This is a genomic window from Glycomyces luteolus, from assembly GCF_027622875.1.
Lineage (GTDB): Bacteria > Actinomycetota > Actinomycetes > Mycobacteriales > Micromonosporaceae > Glycomyces > Glycomyces luteolus.
The window spans coordinates 174,715-190,992 of the sequence record NZ_JAPZVP010000005.1 but is presented as its reverse complement, the minus strand read 5'-3'; the positions used below and the strand labels follow the sequence as shown (position 1 = coordinate 190,992).

Genomic DNA, 16,278 nt, shown 5'->3' with positions numbered 1-16,278 from the left:
CGCAGCACATTGCATTTCTCCGCCTCCGGGCCGCGCTTGCAAAATACCCTATGGGGGTATAACATCTTCCCGGTCGCGGCCACCCCGGGCCGCCGATTAGCGAGGAGCACGCTGTGGACCACTCCGCCCATGAGCACCACCAGCACCACGAGCACGACGCCCAGGACCACGCGGGACACGGGCATACCGGTCACGAGGACCACGCCTCCCATGGCGCCCAGGCGAAGACCGCGAGCTGGGGCATGGCCGCCTCGGCCACCCTCCACTGCCTCACCGGCTGCGCCATCGGCGAAGTGCTCGGCGTCGTCATCGGCACCGCCCTCGGCTGGCACGGCGCGGCCACCATCGCGCTCGCGATCGCGCTGGCCTTCCTCTTCGGCTACGCGCTGACCATGCGCGGCGTCCTGCGCGCCGGACTGTCCTTCAAGGAAGCGTTCAAGGTCGCGCTCGCCGCCGACACCATCTCGATCGCGGTCATGGAGATCGTCGACAACGCGTTCATCCTCGCCATCCCCGGCGCGATGGAGATGGGCCTGGCCGACCCCCGGTTCTGGCTCACGCTGGCGGCCGCGCTCGCGATCGCGTTCGTGGTCACCGTTCCGATCAACCGCTGGCTGATCTCACGCGGCAAGGGCCACGCGGTCGTCCACCAGCATCACCATTAGGCCGAGGCGCCCGCGGGACGCAGCGCCGCCATCGTCCGGTCCAGGCACGGCCCGAACACCTCGGGCTCGACGCCGCAATGGTGCATCGCCGCCTGCAGGCACGCGAACGCCCCGCCCACGAGCGCGCGCAGCACCACCGGATCCGTCTCGCCGCCCGGGTTCCGGGCGGCCCGATCGAGCAGCAGCTCCGAGAGCGAACCCTGCAGCCGGTCGAGCCGCCCCAGGTAGGCCGCGAGCAGCCGCGGGCTCGCGTTCACGATCCCGTGGATCGCCCGATCGTGATCGCGCGCCTCGGGGTCGGACAGGCGGTCCACTACGGACGCGAACGAGTGCCGCAGCGAATCCCACTCCGGCTCATCCGCCGGACGCGCCTCCAGCCGGGCCGTGAGCTCCTCGCCCAGGCGCTCGAGGCTGTCGAGCACCACCTCGTCCTTCGATGCGAAGTAGCGGAAGAAACTGCGCTGGGACATACCGACGGCGGCGGCGATCTCATCGACCGTCGTCTCCTCGAAACCCTTTGCCACGAACAGCTCTTCGGCGGCCCGCGCGATCCTCGACTGCACGGCCCGACGTGACACTTCTCGCAAACTCCCACCGGTGCCCATGACGCGGATGGTAGCAACTGCAATGATTGACAGTCACTGACACTTTCCGGTGCGCGCGTCCCGTCACCCTCCGACACCCCGGTGGGCCCCGGCACGGGCCAGCCGTGCACCGGGCAGGAACACCACCGAAGGAAACAACCCCATGACCGTTGACCAACGACCGGCCGACACGCCCGAGGCCGAAGCGACGCCCGCGCCCGCACCGGGCATACCGCGCCAGATCAAGATCGTGCTCGGGGTGCTCCTCGTGGCCACGTTCGTCATGATCCTCAACGAGACCGTGATGGGCGTGGCACTGCCGCGCCTCATGGAGCAGTTCGAGATCACCGCCGCCACCGTGCAGTGGCTGACCACCGGCTTCATGCTCACCATGGCAGTCGTCATCCCCATGACCGGGCTCATCCTGCAGCGCTTCACGACTCGCACGGTGTTCCTCGCCGCCATCGGGCTCTTCTGCGCCGGCACCCTGCTCGCGGGCGCGGCCACGGTCTTCCCCGTGCTCGTCGTCGCCCGCGTCATCCAGGCCAGCGGCACCGCCGTCATGCTGCCGCTGCTCATGACCACCCTGATGACCTTCGTCCCGGCCGAACGCCGCGGACGCACCATGGGCTTCATCACCATCGTCATCGCCGTCGCCCCCGCGATCGGCCCGACCTTCTCCGGGTTCATCCTCAACAACCTCACCTGGCGCTGGATGTTCCTGTCCGTGCTGCCGATCGCGGTGCTCGCCCTCGTCCTCGGCGGGGTCCTCATCAAGAACCTCGGTGAGACGCGCCCGGTCAAGCTCGACCTGCTCTCGGCGCTCCTCTCCGCCGTGGCCTTCGGCGGCCTCATCTACGGCCTCAGCAGCTTCGGCGAGTCGGCGGCCGGGAACGACACCCCGATCCCGCCCTACGCCGCCGTCGCGGCCGGCGCCGTGTCACTGGCCCTGTTCGTCTTCCGCCAGCTGCGCCTCCAGCGCCGCGACGCGGCCCTGATGGACCTGCGGCCCTTCAAGCACCGCTCGTTCACCGTCGGCATCATCATGCTGCTGGTCTCGATGGCGACCCTCTTCGGCTCGCTCATCCTGCTGCCGATCTACCTCCAGAACGTCCTGGACCTCAGCACGCTCCAGACCGGCCTGGTGGTCCTCCCCGGCGGCCTCGCGATGGGCCTCTCCGGCCCGTTCATCGGCCGCATCTTCGACAAGGTCGGCCCCCGACCGCTCGTCATCCCCGGCGCGATCGTCCTCGCGGGCGCCCTCGGCCTCATGACGATGCTCGACCAGAGCAGCGAGACCTGGTTCGTCGTGGTCATCCACGTGCTGCTCAGCCTCGGCCTCAGCAGCCTCATGACCCCGCTCATGACCTCCTCGCTCGGCGCCCTGCCCATGGAGCTCTACCCGCACGGCAGCGCCATCATGAGCACCCTCCAGCAGGTCGCGGGCGCGGTCGGCACCGCCGTGTTCATCACCCTGATGACCACCGGCGCCACCGCCAGCCTCGAATCGGGTGCGAACCCCGTCGCGGCCCAGGCCGACGGCATCCACCTCGCCTTCCTGTGCGGCACTGTCATGGCCCTCGTCGCCGTGGCCGCCGCCTTCCTGGTGAAGAAGGTCGACAACCCGAACGCCGACGCCGTCCCGGCCCACTAGGAGCACGAACACCGGCCCGGTCCCGCTCGCGGGGCCGGGCCCTTTCGCGCCCCCGCCGTAGGCGGCGGATGCTACCGTCCGAAGATGCCGCGCACCGACCAAGCCAGCAGGGACATACCCGCCTCCGTCGAACGCGTCTACGCCGCGCTCACCGACCCCGACGCGCTCGCCGCCTGGCTCCCGCCCGCCGGCATGACCGGCCGCTTCGAGCACTACGACCCCCGCCCCGGCGGCGGCTACCGCATGACCCTCACCTACGACGACCCCGCCGACGCCCCCGGCAAGACCACCGCCGACACCGACACCGTCGAAGCCCGCTTCATCGAGCTCGTCCCGAACACCCGCATCGTCACCGAGGTCGACTTCGTCTCCGACGACCCGGCCTTCGCGGGCACCATGACCGGCGCGTGGACTCTCGAACCCATCGCGAACGGCACCCGCGTCACCATCACCGCCGAGAACGTCCCCGACGGCATCAGCGCCGAAGACCACGCCGAAGGCCTGGGCTCCTCGCTCCTCAACCTCGAGTCCTACCTCGAACGCTGAAGGCCGGACCCCATAGGGGCCCGGCCTCGTTCACGAGGTTCGGAGGGAATCGCGCTACTCGGTGATCTCCTGGAAGACGCAGTCGTTCGCCTCCGGGTCGTTCGCGCCGTCCACGGTGCAGACCTCCATCACGTACTCCTCGCCGGTGAGCACGTTCCACTGGAACGTGGTGAACTCGCCCGCGCCCAGTCCGTTGTAGATGCTCTCGAGCTGCACCCACTCGCCGTCCTCGACGAGGTAGAGGCTGCCGCGGACGCCGTGGCCGTCGGGGTGCCAGTCGTGCACGGAGAAGACGTCGCCCTCATCGTGGTGGATGATCTCGGCGACCAGGTTCCCGCCGGCATCGGTCAGCTGGGCCTCGACGTCGGCGGCCTGCGCGGGGGCGGCGATGCTCGCGGCGAGCGCGAGGCCGGCGCCGAGCGCCAGACCGGTACGCGCGATCCAGGTCTTGTTCATTGTGGAGGCTCCAATTCGCTTGGGGCGCACTGTTATCAGTGCGCCGTTCGTACCCATCAAGACGCGAACCGGCCGCACTCTCCATACCCCCAAGTACCAGTGATCCGCGCCACTCTGCGGTGGCGGGTTAGCGGCTGTGCCCTTAACGGCCGTGCTCTTAACGGAAATCCCGCGACGGCGCACTCGGGCTGTTCAAGTCCAGGAGCGTCAGCTTGTCCGCCACGATCATCGGCATCACGTCCCCCTCCGCGTCGTGCGGCTTCTCCACCGCGCCCCTGATCACCAGCGCCCGCGCAACCGACGCCACGCTCTGCCAGCGCTTCCAGAGCCCTTGGGAGCACACGATGTTCGCGATACCCGTCTCGTCCTCCAGGCTCAGGAACGTGACGCCCTTCGCGGTCGAGGGGCGCTGGCGGTGCGTGACGATCCCGGCGACCTCGATCCGCGTCCCGTCCTCTATGTACGGCAGCCGCGCGGCGGGCAGGACTCCGGCGGCGTCGAGCGCGGTGCGGACCAGCTCCATCGGGTGGGTCTGGACCGAGAGTCCGAGGCCGGTGTAGTCGGCGCGGGCGAGCTCGGCCGCGCTCATGCCGGGCAAGGTGGGCGGCGGCGCGGCCGGTCCGGTGCCGGGGATGGTGCCGGGCCGCTCGTCCACGGTCCCGGCCGTCCACAGTGCCTTGCGGCGGTCGGGTTCGAGGCTTTCGAGGGCCCCGGCGACGGCGAGCTTCTCCATGCGCTCCTTGCCGAGTCCGGCCCGGCGGGCCAGGTCGGCGAGGCTCTGGAACGGGCCGTCGGCCTCCCGCTCCGCGACGATGCGCTGCGCGGCCGGTTCGCCGAGCCCTTTGACGTTGTCGAGGCCGAGGCGCAGGTCCGCCTCGCCCAGGAGCGGCGCGCGAAGCTCGCGTTCGGTGGGGATGAGCGAGGCGACCTCGTTGCTGGCGTTCACGTCCGGGGCGAGCACGGTGAGGCCGTGGCGCTGGGCGTCGGCGATGAGCGAGGCAGGGGAGTAGAAGCCCATGGGCTGGCTCGCGAGGAGTCCGGCGTAGAACGCGGCCGGGTAGTGGCATTTGAGCCAGGCCGAGGAGTAGACGAGGAACGCGAAGCTGGCGGCGTGCGATTCGGGGAAGCCGAAGTCGGCGAAGGACCGCAGCTGCTCGTAGAGCCGGTCGGCGTCGGCGCCGGTGATGCCCCGCTCGGCCATGCCGGAGTAGAGGCGCGTCCGGAGTTCCTCCATGCGTTCCTCGGATCGCTTGGCGCCCATGGCGCGTCGGAGCTTGTCGGCCTCGCCGGCGTCGAATCCGGCGGCGTCGATGGCGATGCGCATCAGCTGCTCCTGGAACAGCGGCACGCCGTAGGTGCGCTCCAGGGTCTTGTGGAGGACCTCGGGGACGAGGTGCCGCCACGGTTCGCCGTGGCGGCGGCGCAGGTACGGGTGGACGGCGCCGCCCTGGATGGGCCCGGGGCGGATGAGCGCGACCTCGGCGACGAGGTCCTGGAACGTCCTGGGGCGCAAGCGGGGCAGGGTCGCCATTTGGGCGCGGGACTCGACCTGGAAGACGCCCACGGAGTCGGCCCGGCAGAGCATGTCGTACACGGCCTCGTCCTCGGGCGGCAGCCGCCACAGGTCGACCCGCTCGCCGTGGAAGCCGCGCACGAGGTCGGCCATGCGGTGCAGGGCCTCCAGCATGCCCAGGCCGAGCAGGTCGAACTTGACGAGCCCCGCGTCGGCGCAGTCCTCTTTGTCCCATTGCAGGACGGTGCGGTCCTTCATGCGGGCGGGCTCGACCGGGACGATCTCGCTGACGGGCTGCTCGGTGAGGACCATGCCGCCGGGGTGGATGCCCAGGTGCTGCGGCATGTCGCGGAATTCGGCGGCGAGCGATTGGACGTCGGCGGGGATGCCCTCGGCCTCGCCGGGGTCGATGCCGCCCCAGCGGTGGAGGCGCTTGGACCACGCGACGGCCTGGTCGTGGCCGTAGCCGAGGGCCTTGGCGGCGTCGCGCACCGCCGAGCGGGGCCGGTAGGTGACCACGTTGGCCACCAGAGCGGCCCGGTCGCGGCCGTACTTCCCGTAGACGTACTGGATGACCTCCTCGCGGCGGCCGGACTCGATGTCGATGTCGATGTCGGGCGGTCCGTCGCGCTCGGCGGAGAGGAACCGCTCGAACAGCAGCCCGAACGACACCGGGTCCACATTGGTGACGCCGAGGGCGTAGCAGACGGCGCTGTTCGCGGCCGATCCCCTTCCCTGGCAGTAGATGTCGTGCTCCCGGCAGAAGTCGACGATGTCGGCGACGATGAGGAAGTAGCCGCTGAACCCGAGCTGCTCGATGACCCGCAGCTCGTGCCGGATCTGCTTCCAGGCCCCGGGGACCTGCTCGGCCTCCGGCGGCCCGTAGCGCTCGGTCCCGCCCTCGTCCGTCAGCGCTTCGAGGTACGAGTCGTCGTCGAGCCCGTCGGGGACGGGGAAGTGCGGCAGCCGCGGGGCCAGCAGCTTGAGCCGGAAGGCGCATTCGGCGGCGATCCGCACGGATTCGGCCACGGCCTCGGGGAAGTCGGCGAAGCGCTGCAGCATCTCATCGCCTGAGCGCAGGTGCGCTCCGGCGTTCGCCGGCAGGTGCGGGTCGGTCGCCTCGAGGGTGCTGCGGGCCCGGACCGCGGCGAGCGCGGCGGCGGTCCGGGCGCGGTTCGGGGCCGCGTAGTGGACGTTGTTGGTGGCCACCGTGGGCACGCCGAAACGGCGGGCCAGGCCAGCGAGCGTCTCGATCCGCTCGGTGTCGCCGGGCAGGTCGTGGCAGGTGAGTTCGACGGCGAGGTGCTCGGGGCCGAAGGCGTCGGCGAGTGCGCGCAGCGCGTCCTCGGCGGCGTCGGGTCCGCCGGAGTCCAAGGCCGCGTTGAGGAAGCCCTTGCGGCAGCCGGTGAGGACCTGCCAGCCGCCGTTCGCGTGAGCGGCGAGGCCGGCGAGCGAGTAGCGGGGCAGGTCCTTCTCGCCGCCTTCGAGCTTGGCCGCGGTGATGGCGCGCGAGAGGGCGCGGTAGCCGTCGGGGTCGCGGGCGAGGACGACGAGATGGCGTCCGGCCGGGTCGACCTGGCCGCGGCGTGACCGGAGCAGGTCGAGGTTCAGTTCGGCCCCGAAGACCGACTGGAGGCCGAAAGCGCTTGCGGCCGAGTCGAACTGCGGGATCGCATACAGGCCGTCGTGGTCGGTGATCGCGAGCCCTTTGAGGCCGAGTCGATGGGCTTCGGAGGCGAGCGCGGCGGGGGCGTCCGCGCCGTCGGCGAAGGAGTAGTGGGAGTGGCAGTGCAGCTCGGCGTAGTCAGTCATACCAGCCCACCGCCTTCCATTGCCCGCCTTCGCAGACGAGGAGGGCGGCGCGGCCGTCGGCGAGCTCGACCTGGAGTCGCGCGTAGCGGCGGACCGCCGGGCTCCACCAGCGCTCGGACACCGGCCACGGCCCGGCCCAGGCGACGACCGGGACCTTCTTGCCGCCCAAAGCGATCAGGGCCGGGGCGGCCGACAGGTCCCCTCGCGCGAGGGCCTGCACGGGGGCCCCGGCCGCGTCGAGGACGGCGACGTGGTCGTCGGTGCCGATGAGGCTGGGCAGCGGATCGGGCAGCGCCCCGGGCCACGGTCCCGAAGGCGGCGGCGGTGCGTGCTCGACCTCCCATGCGGCGGTGCCGTACCGCTCGTCGAGGTCGCGGCCGTCGGTGGCGGCGGCGATCTGCACGGCGTCGGGGCCGAACCGGCTCTGGGCGTGCCGCAGCGCTGCCTCGGCCTTCACGTCCCGGGCGCCCTTGTCGCCCCACAGGCCCCGCCCGGCGACGACCAGGCCGATCAGCCCGCCGGGGGCGAGCTCGAGGACGGTGATGGCGTGCGCGTTCTCGTCGACCTGGTCGCTTGCGGCGCTTGAGGAGAGCCAGCCCTCGAGCTGCCAGCGCACCCGCCGGGCCAGTTCGGCCGCGCCGATGGCGGGGTCGAGCTGCCAGATGCGCCGCCGCTCCATGCCGCTGCCGGTGCGGGCGGTGATGGTGACGCGGGTGCAGGCGAGGTTGCGTTCGTCCAATAGGGCCAGTAGGCGCTCGGCCAGGGGCCGGGCGGCGAAGACGGCCTGCTCGACCGTGGCGTACGGCGTCTCGGGGGTCTCGGCCACGGTCAGCTCCGGCGCGGCCGGGCGGGGGACGAGCGGGCGGGCGAGCTGCCCGGCCGCGAGCAGCTGGGCCCGCCGCACTGGCGCGCCGAACCGCTCGGCGACGGCCTGGCCGGGCAGGTCACGGAAGGCGCCGAGGGTGCTGATACCCAAGTGCCGCAAGGTCTCGCAGGTCTCGGCGTCGACCAGGCCCGTGGCCTGGAGATCGCGGATGTCGCGCCGGGAGAGGAAGGCCGCGTCGCGTCCGGCCGGAATGATCCGGCCTTCGTACGCGGCGAGGACCGCGGCGAACAGGCCGTCGGCGACCCCGGTCAGGCAGTCCTGGTCGACGAGGCCTGAGACGGTGTCGATGAGGGCCTCGCAGAACGCGGCCTCGTCGCCCGCGCCGCGGCGCAGCGGCACGGCGACGACGCCGGGCTCGAGCACCTCGACATAGGGAGTGAGCAGGTCGAGCGCATCGAGCACCGGCTCGAACGCGGTCGAGTCCTCGGCATCCCAGTCCACGAGCCGCATCACCAGCACCCGGCTCCCGGACCGCCGCACCTGCACGCTCACGGGAGGTCACCTCCGCCGCGGCGAAGCGGAACCACTTCGGGCAGTGAGATCGCGGTCACCGAGGGTGCTGAATTGTCGTACCCCCCTGCCACACTGGAACAGCCGGCGGATGCATCCGCTGCACCGGAACGAATCCGGAATTTTCCGGAGGCACCGGAGGCATCACCACGCTCGACCGGAGCGCGCCCGGTCGAGCTGGAAGCCGGCAAGGCGGTGGTGGTGGCGGGGTGGGTGGGCGAGGGGGAGGGAGGGAGGCCCCCAGAGTCCGCGAGGTCGGCCTGATGGTCCGCGACCTTGATGCGTTCGCCGAGCCGCCCGCGCTGAGTGCCGTTCGCGCGATGCGGGGCGCTGTTCCGTTCGACGGTATCGCGGTCCACGATAGACCTCGACCGCAGGTCGATGACGTTCTCCCGGGTGGGCCGCTCCGCTCCGGTGCGGCTCGCCCCGGTCTCGCCGCCGTAGGGCCAGATCCGACCTTGGCGGGTGCCTCCGGAGCGCCAGTAGGCGGCGACCTCCAGTTCGCAGGCGTCGAGGCGTCCGGCCCCCCAGCGCCGTCCGTCGTTGGGGCGCAGTCCTTTCCAGCGTGCGCGGGCGACCTCGAGCCGGGCGTCGGCGCCGACCACCGGGCGGGTCTCCCACCAGACGATCGCGGTCCCGCTCCTGCGGGCGCGGGCGGCCAGCCGCCGCGCCTGCGTCGGGGTGAGGCCTTCGCTCGGCACCACCACCACGGCGACGCCCTCGGCCAGCGTCCCCGCCGCCTCGACCACGAGCGGCCCCGGATCGACCAGCGCCACCCGTCCCAGGTCGACTCCGGCGGCCGTCGCCGCGAGCGGGTACACCCGCGGCATCCCGACGAGCGCGCACCAGGCCCCCGACCCGGTCGGACCGGCCAGCAGCCGCCACAGCAGCGAGGTCGCTCCGCGCCGCGAGGCCATGATTGCGGTCACAGTCGCGAGTCCGCCGTAGGGCAGCAGCGCGGAAATGTCGGGGGTGACGGGCAGGATGTTCCGCGAAGGCTGGACCTCACCGGGAGGGGATTCAGGAGCGGGCCGCTCGACGGCATCGCGGGCCGCGCCCGCGCGTTGTGGCTCAGCGGTCAGCGGCGGCTCGCCCGCGAAGCGGGCCGCGCGCCCTGACCTCGCTTCGGCTGCGGGGCGCAGCTCTGCGGCGGTGCGCAGGCCGAGCTCAGCGGCCAGCGCGGCCGCGACGGATGTCGCCACCAGTTCCCCCGTGTCATGTCGAACATGTGTATCAAGATCAACATACCGAACTGGTGGCAGCGCGCAAGCTCAAACAGGTGTTTGATAAATCTCTTGGCGGCATTTTGCGACTCCGCCCAGCTCACATGGCACGGAATGGCCATGAACCGGCACTTCCGCGATGATCGCGCCCATCCGGCCCACAGCGATCAACTCACGAGGAAAGCGGCCGAACGGCCGGGGTTCCGGGATCGCCTGGAGGCCGGTCGACGGCGCCGCCCGCATGGCCTACGGCGAGCGCCTCGCGCGAAAGCGGGTGAACGGCGGCTCGAGCATCGAGGCTGCGGCCCCGTCCTCGGCGCGTCGGCGGCCGTCGGGCTCGATCTGCCCGGCTGCCCGCCGATCCCCGGAAACACGAAAGGGAAGCGGCCTGCGCCTCTTCCCTCTTCAGAATATAACCCTGGGGTGCCGAACCAGGGTGCACCGGGGTGTGTTTTCGCAGGTCAGCATGGTTCACAATCGTACTTCCAGCTTGAAGGGAGCCGCTGAGTGAACCCTGAAACCCGCAGTGCATTCGAACTGCCCGAGCGCCTCGCCGCGAAGGCCGACCCGAAGCTCATCGCCGACGACGAGCGGCACTTCGCCGCCGTCGCGGCGAGCCTGGAGCAGTCGATCGCCGAGGTCACCGCCCAACTCGCCGCCGCCCGCAAAGCGCCGGGCGGCACCGGCCAGTTCGACGGGCAGGCCGCAGCCGACCGCGACCGGGAGATCCACCGGCTGACCGGCCGCCTCGGCGCCCTGCGCCGCTTCGGCCTGGACCTGTGCCTCGGCCGGACCGTCACCACCGAAGGCGAGACGGTCTACATCGGACGACTCGGCCTCACGGACGGCGAGGGCCGCCGCCTGCTGCTCGACTGGCGCTCGCCCGCGGCCGAGCCGTTCTTCGGCGCGACCCACGCCGACCCGATGGGCCTGGCCAGTCGCCGCCGGTACCGCTGGACCCGCGGCCGCATCAGCGACTACTGGGAGGAGGTCTTCACTCCCGATGGACTGGAAGACCATGCCGCCCTTGACGATCAGTCCGCGTTCATCGCGAGCCTCAGCACCAGTCGGTCCGAGCGGATGCGCGACGTGCTCGGCACCATCCAGGCCGACCAGGACGCCGTCATCCGGGCCGGATCGAGCGGCACGCTCGTGGTCGACGGCGGCCCCGGCACCGGCAAGACCGTCGTCGCGCTCCACCGCGCCGCATACCTGCTCTACTCCGACCCGCGCGTCGGCCACCACAAGGGAGGCGTGCTCTTCGTCGGCCCCCACCAGCCCTACCTGGCCTATGTCGCCGACGTCCTCCCCAGCCTCGGCGAGGAGGGCGTGCAGACCTGCACCGTCCGTGACCTCCAACCCGAAGGCGCGGACGCGCCGGACGAAGCGGACCCGGCCGTCGCCGCTCTGAAGGCCGGCGCGGACATGGTGAAGGCCATCGAACCGGCCGCGCGCCGCTACGAGCACCCGCCCGCCGAGGGGATGGCGGTCGAGACGCACTGGTCCGAGGTCTGGCTCAGCGCCGACGACTGGGCCGACGCGTTCGACGCGGCGGGTCTCGGCACGCCCCACAACGAAGCGCGCGAGCAGATCTGGGACGAACTGGTCGCGATCATCGCCGAGAAGCACGACGAGGACGAGATCGACGTGGACCTGCTGCGCCGGTCGCTCGCCCGCAACCGGGAACTGGTGCGCGCCTTCGATAAGGCCTGGCCGCTCATCGAGCCCACCGACCTCGTCGCAGCACTGTGGGCGGTCCCCGACTTCCTGCGCATGTGCGCCCCTTGGCTCGACGAGGACCAGGTCGCGCTGCTCTACCGCGAGGACCCGGAGGCCTGGACGGTCGCCGACCTGCCGTTCCTCGACGCCGCCCGGAACCGCCTCGGCGACCCGGAGGCCTCGCGGATCGCCCGGCGGCGCGAGGCCGCGATCGCCGCCGAGCGCGTGGTCATCGACAAGGTCGTGGAGGACCTCCTCGAGGCAGGCGACGGCAACGTGGAGGAGATGATCCTGCTCAAGGGCGCGGACCTGCAGGACGCCCTGGTCCACTACGAGGACCTGGAGACCGCCGAGCCGGACCTGCTCGCCGGGCCGTTCGCCCACGTCATCGTCGACGAGGCCCAGGAGCTCACCGACGCCGAATGGCAGATGCTGCTGCGCCGCTGCCCGTCCCGGAGCTTCACGATCGTCGGCGACCGCGCCCAGGCGCGGCACGGGTTCACCGAGTCCTGGCGGGAGCGGTTGGCGCGTATCGGCCTCGACCACGCCCGCCTGGCCTCCCTGAGCATCAACTACCGCACGCCCGAAGAGGTGATGGCCGAGGCCGAGCAGGTCATCCGGGCCGCGCTCCCGGATGCCAACGTGCCCACCTCGGTCCGCAGCAGCGGCATCCCCGTGCAGCACGGGTCCATTGGGGACCTCGATGCGATCCTCGAAGCGTGGCTCGCCGGACACGACGAGGGGACCGCCTGCGTGATCGGGGCTCCCGGCCTCCAGGAGACGGAACGGGTCCGCTCGCTCACCCCGGTGCTGGCCAAGGGGCTCGAATTCGACCTGGTCGTGCTCGTCGACCCCGAGGCCTTCGGCGAGGGCATCGAAGGGGCGGTGGACCGGTACGTGGCGATGACCAGGGCGACGCGGCAACTGGTGATCCTCACCAGTTCGTGAGGCCCCGGCATCGGCTGACCGCCCACACGAGCGCTCCTGCCGCCGACAGCGCCGCGAACAGCCCGATCACATGCAGTCCAAGGGAGGCCAGCCCGCGCTCGGGCAGCAGGAACCCGTACGGCACCCAGCCGTCGGTCGCGCCGCGGACCAGCACGACGGCGAGCCACAGGGCGGGGTAGGGGATGACGAGCCATACGCGGGGCCAGGGCAGCGGCGGGCGGTCGCCGACCAGGAGCCAGTCGAGGAAGACCACTGCCGGAAGCACGATGTGCAGTGCGGCGCTCACCAGCGGAGGGGCGGTGCCGGTGCCGGGGACCAGCACGTTGTAGACCACCGCGACGATCAGCATGCACGCGGTGGCGACGGCCCGTGCCGCGACGAGCCACGCGGGCACGGGCCTGCCGAGGAGCGGGTGCAGGCCCGTGGCGATCAGAAGGGCCGCCGTGAGCAGGCTCGTCAGGTTGGTGAAGAAGCCGAAGTAGTTGAACGGGTTGAGGCCGTTCGCCTCGCCGCCGAGGACGTAGGCGTACAGCAGCACGCCGACGGCGAGGATTCCCGCGATGAACCTCGCGAGGCCGATTTCCCTTGCATGGACGCGCATCTCGTTCGGGGAGGTCACGCCGGCAGGGTAATCGCGACCCGCTCGGCACCCGGCGCGGCGAACGAGCCGGATATCGAGGCATGAGCATATGGAAAATTCTATGCTAAAGTTCAGACAGTTCTTGCAAGAACTGCAAGAACACCTCTGGGAACGGCAAGAAGCAACCTGACCACCTCGCCCACAGGAGTTCGACATGACCCGCGGACAACCCCGCCGTTCCCAGCGGAGCCGCCTGCTCACCGCTGCACTCGCCCTGGCCGCCATGCTCATCGCGCTGCTGGCCGTGCCCTCGGCCGCGAGCGCGGCGAGCGCGGCCACCGTCTACTACCGGGCCTTGACCGCCTGGACCACTGTGAACATCCACTACGCGCCCACCGGCGGGTCGTGGACCCCCGTCCCCGGCGTCCCGATGGAGGCCGCCTGCACCGGCTGGTACTCCCACGAGATCGACCTCGGCACCGCCGCCGGCGCGCAGGTCTCCTTCAACAACGGCTCCGGGACCTGGGACAACAACAACGGCGCCAACTACGCTGTCGGTTCGGGCGACTTCACCATCGCCTCCGGGGTGATGAGCACCGGGAACCCTTGCGGTGGTGAGCAAGCGGTCGTCTACTACGACCTCGCCTCGATGGGCTGGACCCAGGCGTACCTGCATTACGCGGTGAACGGCGTCTGGACGACCGCGCCCGGCGCGGCGATGGTCGAGGCCGCCTGCGCGGGCTGGGCCCGCCTGACCGTGCCGCTCGGCTCGGCCGCGAACCTGAAGGCCGCGTTCAACAACGGCTCGAGCCTATGGGACAACAACGCCGGCGCCGACTACACCATCGGGGCGGGCGTCACGACGGTCTCAGACGCCGCGGTCACCGCCGACGCCGCCGATCCATGCGTCGCGGCCGAACCCGACACCGTCGCTCCCGCTGCGCCCCAAGGGCTCACAGCCACGGTGAACGCCACCACGATGATCCTGTCGTGGACGGCCGCCACGGACGATGTGGGCGTCACCGGCTACCGGCTCACCCGCACCTCCGCCGACGGCACGGTCGCCCGCACCACCGCCTCGACGAAGTTCACCGACGCGAACCTCGACCCGAACACGGCCTACACCTATGCGGTCGCCGCATTCGACGCGGCCGGGAACGTCTCCGCCGCAAGCGCTTCGGTCTCGGCTACGACCGGTGAGGTCCCCGACGCCGCGACCACCGGCGAGATGCTCGGCGGCGACCCGCGCCAGGACCCGATCTACTTCGCGATGACCGCGCGCTTCTACGACGGCGACGAGTCGAACAACCGCGGCGGTTCCAAACACGAGACCTCCGGCAACGCCGAGAACGACGATCCGATGTTCCGCGGCGACTTCTCCGGCCTCATGGATCGCCTCGACTACATCAAGGCGCTCGGCTTCTCGGCCGTGTGGATCACCCCGGTGGTGCTCAACCGCTCCGACTACGACTACCACGGCTACCACGGATACGACTTCTACGAGATCGACGCCCGCCTGGAGTCGGAGGGAGCGTCCTATCAGGACTTCATCGACACCGCCCACGACAAGGGCATGAAGATCTACCAGGACGTGGTCTTCAACCACTCCTCCCGCTGGGGCGCGCTCGGCCTCGAGACCCCCACGGTCTACGGCGTCCAGGACAGCCAGTGGGGCGACTTCTACGACACCTACAACCCCGACTTCACCTACGACGGCCTCTCGGTCGAGCCGAACTCGGGCCGCTCCTACTACAACGGCGACCTCTGGTCCACCGCGGAGCCCGCGGACAACACCTGCAGGAACTGGGGCGTCTTCTCCGGCAACTACAGTTCCGAGGGCTGGAAGGTCTACAACCGCCAGTGGCCCAGCGCGACATCGGGCATGTTCTCGGCCGAGAACTACCACCAGTGCTGGATCGGCAACTGGGAAGGCGAGGACGCCCGCTCCTGCTGGCTCCATGAAGACCTCGCCGACTTCAACACCGAGTCAGAGGCCGTGCAGGACTACCTGATCGGCGCCTACAAGCAGTACATCGACATGGGCGTCGACGGGTTCCGGGTCGACACCGCCGTCCACATTCCGCGCGTCACCTGGAACCGGGTCTTCCTGCCCGCCCTCCAAGAGCACCTCGAAGCGAAGTACGGGGCCGAGAAGGCCCAGGACTTCTACATCTTCGGCGAGGTCGCGGCCTTCGTCCACGACCGCTGGAACCGCGGCTCGGTCAACCACTCCGCCCAGTTCTACACCTGGCAGGAGCGCCGCGAGTACGCCGCGGACGACGCGACCGCCGCGCTCGAGCAGTACGACTGGGAGAACGCGCAGGGCACCGAGAACCAGCCCACCAGCACCAACGCGTTCCTCCAGGGCAACACCTACCACGCCCCGGACTACAGCCGGTTCTCCGGCATGAACATCATCGACATGCGCATGCACATGAACTTCGGCGAAGCGAGCAACGCGTTCCACAACGGCAAGGACTCCGACCCCTGGGTCAACGACGCCACGTTCAACGCCGTGTACGTCGACTCGCACGACTACGGCCCCAACAAATCCAGCAGTCGCTACTCCGGCGGCACCACCGCCTGGGCCGAGAACATGAACCTCATGTGGACCTTCCGCGGCATCCCCACGCTCTACTACGGATCGGAGATCGAGTTCCAGGCCGGCGCCCAGATCGACTGCGGGCCTTCCTGTCCGCTCGCGGAGACCGGCCGCGCCTATTACGGCGACCACCTCGAAGGCACCCTCTCGGTGAGCGACTTCGGCCAGGTCGACTCGGCCACCGGAGCGATCGCCACCACGCTGAACCAGCCGCTCGTCGAGCACCTGCAGCGGCTGGGTGAGATCCGGCGAGCGGTGCCCGCGCTCTCGATGGGCCAGTACTCCACTGAGAACATCAGCGGCGGCATCGCGTTCAAGCGCCGCTACACCGACTCGTCCGTGGACAGCTTCGCGCTGGTCGCGATCTCGAGCTCGGCGACGTTCAGTGGCATTCCCAACGGCACGTACACCGACGCGGTGAGCGGCGCGACCACCACCGTCACCAACGGCACCCTGACCGCCTCCGTCTCGGGCCAGGGCGACATGGCCGTGTACGTCCTCGCCACGGCGCTGACCGCCGCGCCCGGCCAGGTCGGCGACGCCGGGCCCTACCTCTCCTGAGGCTTGCCTCCCAGATGAG

Annotated in this window: 11 protein-coding genes; 5 read left to right on the top strand and 6 right to left on the bottom strand. The window is 70.7% G+C overall.

The window, feature by feature from the left end; genetic code table 11:
- Positions 1 to 113: 113 nt before the first annotated feature.
- On the top strand, positions 114 to 665 hold the full coding sequence (locus O1R50_RS08090; RefSeq protein ID WP_270109422.1) for a DUF4396 domain-containing protein: 552 nt from the start codon (positions 114 to 116) through the stop codon (positions 663 to 665).
- On the opposite strand, the gene O1R50_RS08085 is transcribed toward O1R50_RS08090, so the two are convergent.
- Complete coding sequence (locus tag O1R50_RS08085; RefSeq protein WP_270109421.1) at positions 662 to 1,270, bottom strand: TetR/AcrR family transcriptional regulator; 609 nt, start codon at positions 1,268 to 1,270, stop codon at positions 662 to 664. The genes O1R50_RS08090 and O1R50_RS08085 overlap by 4 nt on opposite strands.
- 142 nt (positions 1,271 to 1,412) lie before the next feature.
- On the opposite strand from O1R50_RS08085, the gene O1R50_RS08080 reads away from it, so the two are divergent.
- Positions 1,413 to 2,903, top strand: coding sequence for an MDR family MFS transporter (locus tag O1R50_RS08080; RefSeq protein WP_270109420.1), 1,491 nt, complete (start codon positions 1,413 to 1,415; stop codon positions 2,901 to 2,903).
- An 84-nt stretch (positions 2,904 to 2,987) separates the two neighbouring features.
- Positions 2,988 to 3,449, top strand: a complete 462-nt coding sequence (locus tag O1R50_RS08075) for an SRPBCC family protein (RefSeq protein ID WP_270109419.1) — start codon at positions 2,988 to 2,990, stop codon at positions 3,447 to 3,449.
- 54 nt (positions 3,450 to 3,503) lie between these two features.
- Here O1R50_RS08075 and O1R50_RS08070 read toward each other — a convergent pair whose 3' ends face one another.
- The 4 genes from O1R50_RS08070 to O1R50_RS08055 form a co-directional block, all read right to left on the bottom strand.
- On the bottom strand, positions 3,504 to 3,905 hold the full coding sequence (locus O1R50_RS08070) for a hypothetical protein (RefSeq protein WP_270109418.1): 402 nt from the start codon (positions 3,903 to 3,905) through the stop codon (positions 3,504 to 3,506).
- A 157-nt stretch (positions 3,906 to 4,062) separates the two neighbouring features.
- The gene (locus O1R50_RS08065) at positions 4,063 to 7,230 is read right to left on the bottom strand and encodes an error-prone DNA polymerase (RefSeq protein WP_270109417.1); all 3,168 of its coding nucleotides are present in this window, start codon (positions 7,228 to 7,230) and stop codon (positions 4,063 to 4,065) included.
- The gene (locus tag O1R50_RS08060; RefSeq protein WP_270109416.1) at positions 7,223 to 8,608 is read right to left on the bottom strand and encodes a hypothetical protein; all 1,386 of its coding nucleotides are present in this window, start codon (positions 8,606 to 8,608) and stop codon (positions 7,223 to 7,225) included. Before O1R50_RS08060 ends, O1R50_RS08065 begins: the two co-directional genes overlap by 8 nt.
- A complete protein-coding gene (locus O1R50_RS08055) occupies positions 8,605 to 9,828 on the bottom strand; it encodes a hypothetical protein (protein WP_270109415.1) in 1,224 nt (407 codons plus the stop codon). The genes O1R50_RS08060 and O1R50_RS08055 overlap by 4 nt, the downstream gene beginning before the upstream one ends.
- A gap of 528 nt (positions 9,829 to 10,356) precedes the next feature.
- Here O1R50_RS08055 and helR point away from each other — a divergent pair.
- Entirely contained in the window at positions 10,357 to 12,516 is a 2,160-nt protein-coding gene (gene helR, locus O1R50_RS08050) for an RNA polymerase recycling motor ATPase HelR (protein ID WP_270109414.1), read from the top strand.
- Here helR and O1R50_RS08045 read toward each other — a convergent pair.
- Positions 12,503 to 13,135: a Pr6Pr family membrane protein gene (locus tag O1R50_RS08045; RefSeq protein ID WP_270109412.1), complete on the bottom strand. Its 633-nt coding sequence runs from the start codon at positions 13,133 to 13,135 to the stop codon at positions 12,503 to 12,505. The genes helR and O1R50_RS08045 overlap by 14 nt on opposite strands.
- Before the next feature lie 175 nt (positions 13,136 to 13,310).
- On the opposite strand from O1R50_RS08045, the gene O1R50_RS08040 reads away from it, so the two are divergent.
- Positions 13,311 to 16,259, top strand: coding sequence for a carbohydrate binding domain-containing protein (locus O1R50_RS08040; RefSeq protein WP_270109411.1), 2,949 nt, complete (start codon positions 13,311 to 13,313; stop codon positions 16,257 to 16,259).
- The last annotated feature ends 19 nt before the right edge of the window (positions 16,260 to 16,278 follow it).

Bases quoted from the DNA above. Each gene is read 5' to 3' on its own strand.
- O1R50_RS08085 (WP_270109421.1), bottom strand. From the start codon at position 1,270: ATGGGCACCGGTGGGAGTTTGCGAGAAGTGTCACGTCGGGCCGTGCAG.
- O1R50_RS08065 (WP_270109417.1), bottom strand. From the start codon at position 7,230: ATGACTGACTACGCCGAGCTGCACTGCCACTCCCACTACTCCTTCGCC.
- O1R50_RS08075 (WP_270109419.1), top strand. From the start codon at position 2,988: ATGCCGCGCACCGACCAAGCCAGCAGGGACATACCCGCCTCCGTCGAA.
- O1R50_RS08070 (WP_270109418.1), bottom strand. From the start codon at position 3,905: ATGAACAAGACCTGGATCGCGCGTACCGGTCTGGCGCTCGGCGCCGGC.
- O1R50_RS08040 (WP_270109411.1), top strand. From the start codon at position 13,311: ATGACCCGCGGACAACCCCGCCGTTCCCAGCGGAGCCGCCTGCTCACC.
- O1R50_RS08080 (WP_270109420.1), top strand. From the start codon at position 1,413: ATGACCGTTGACCAACGACCGGCCGACACGCCCGAGGCCGAAGCGACG.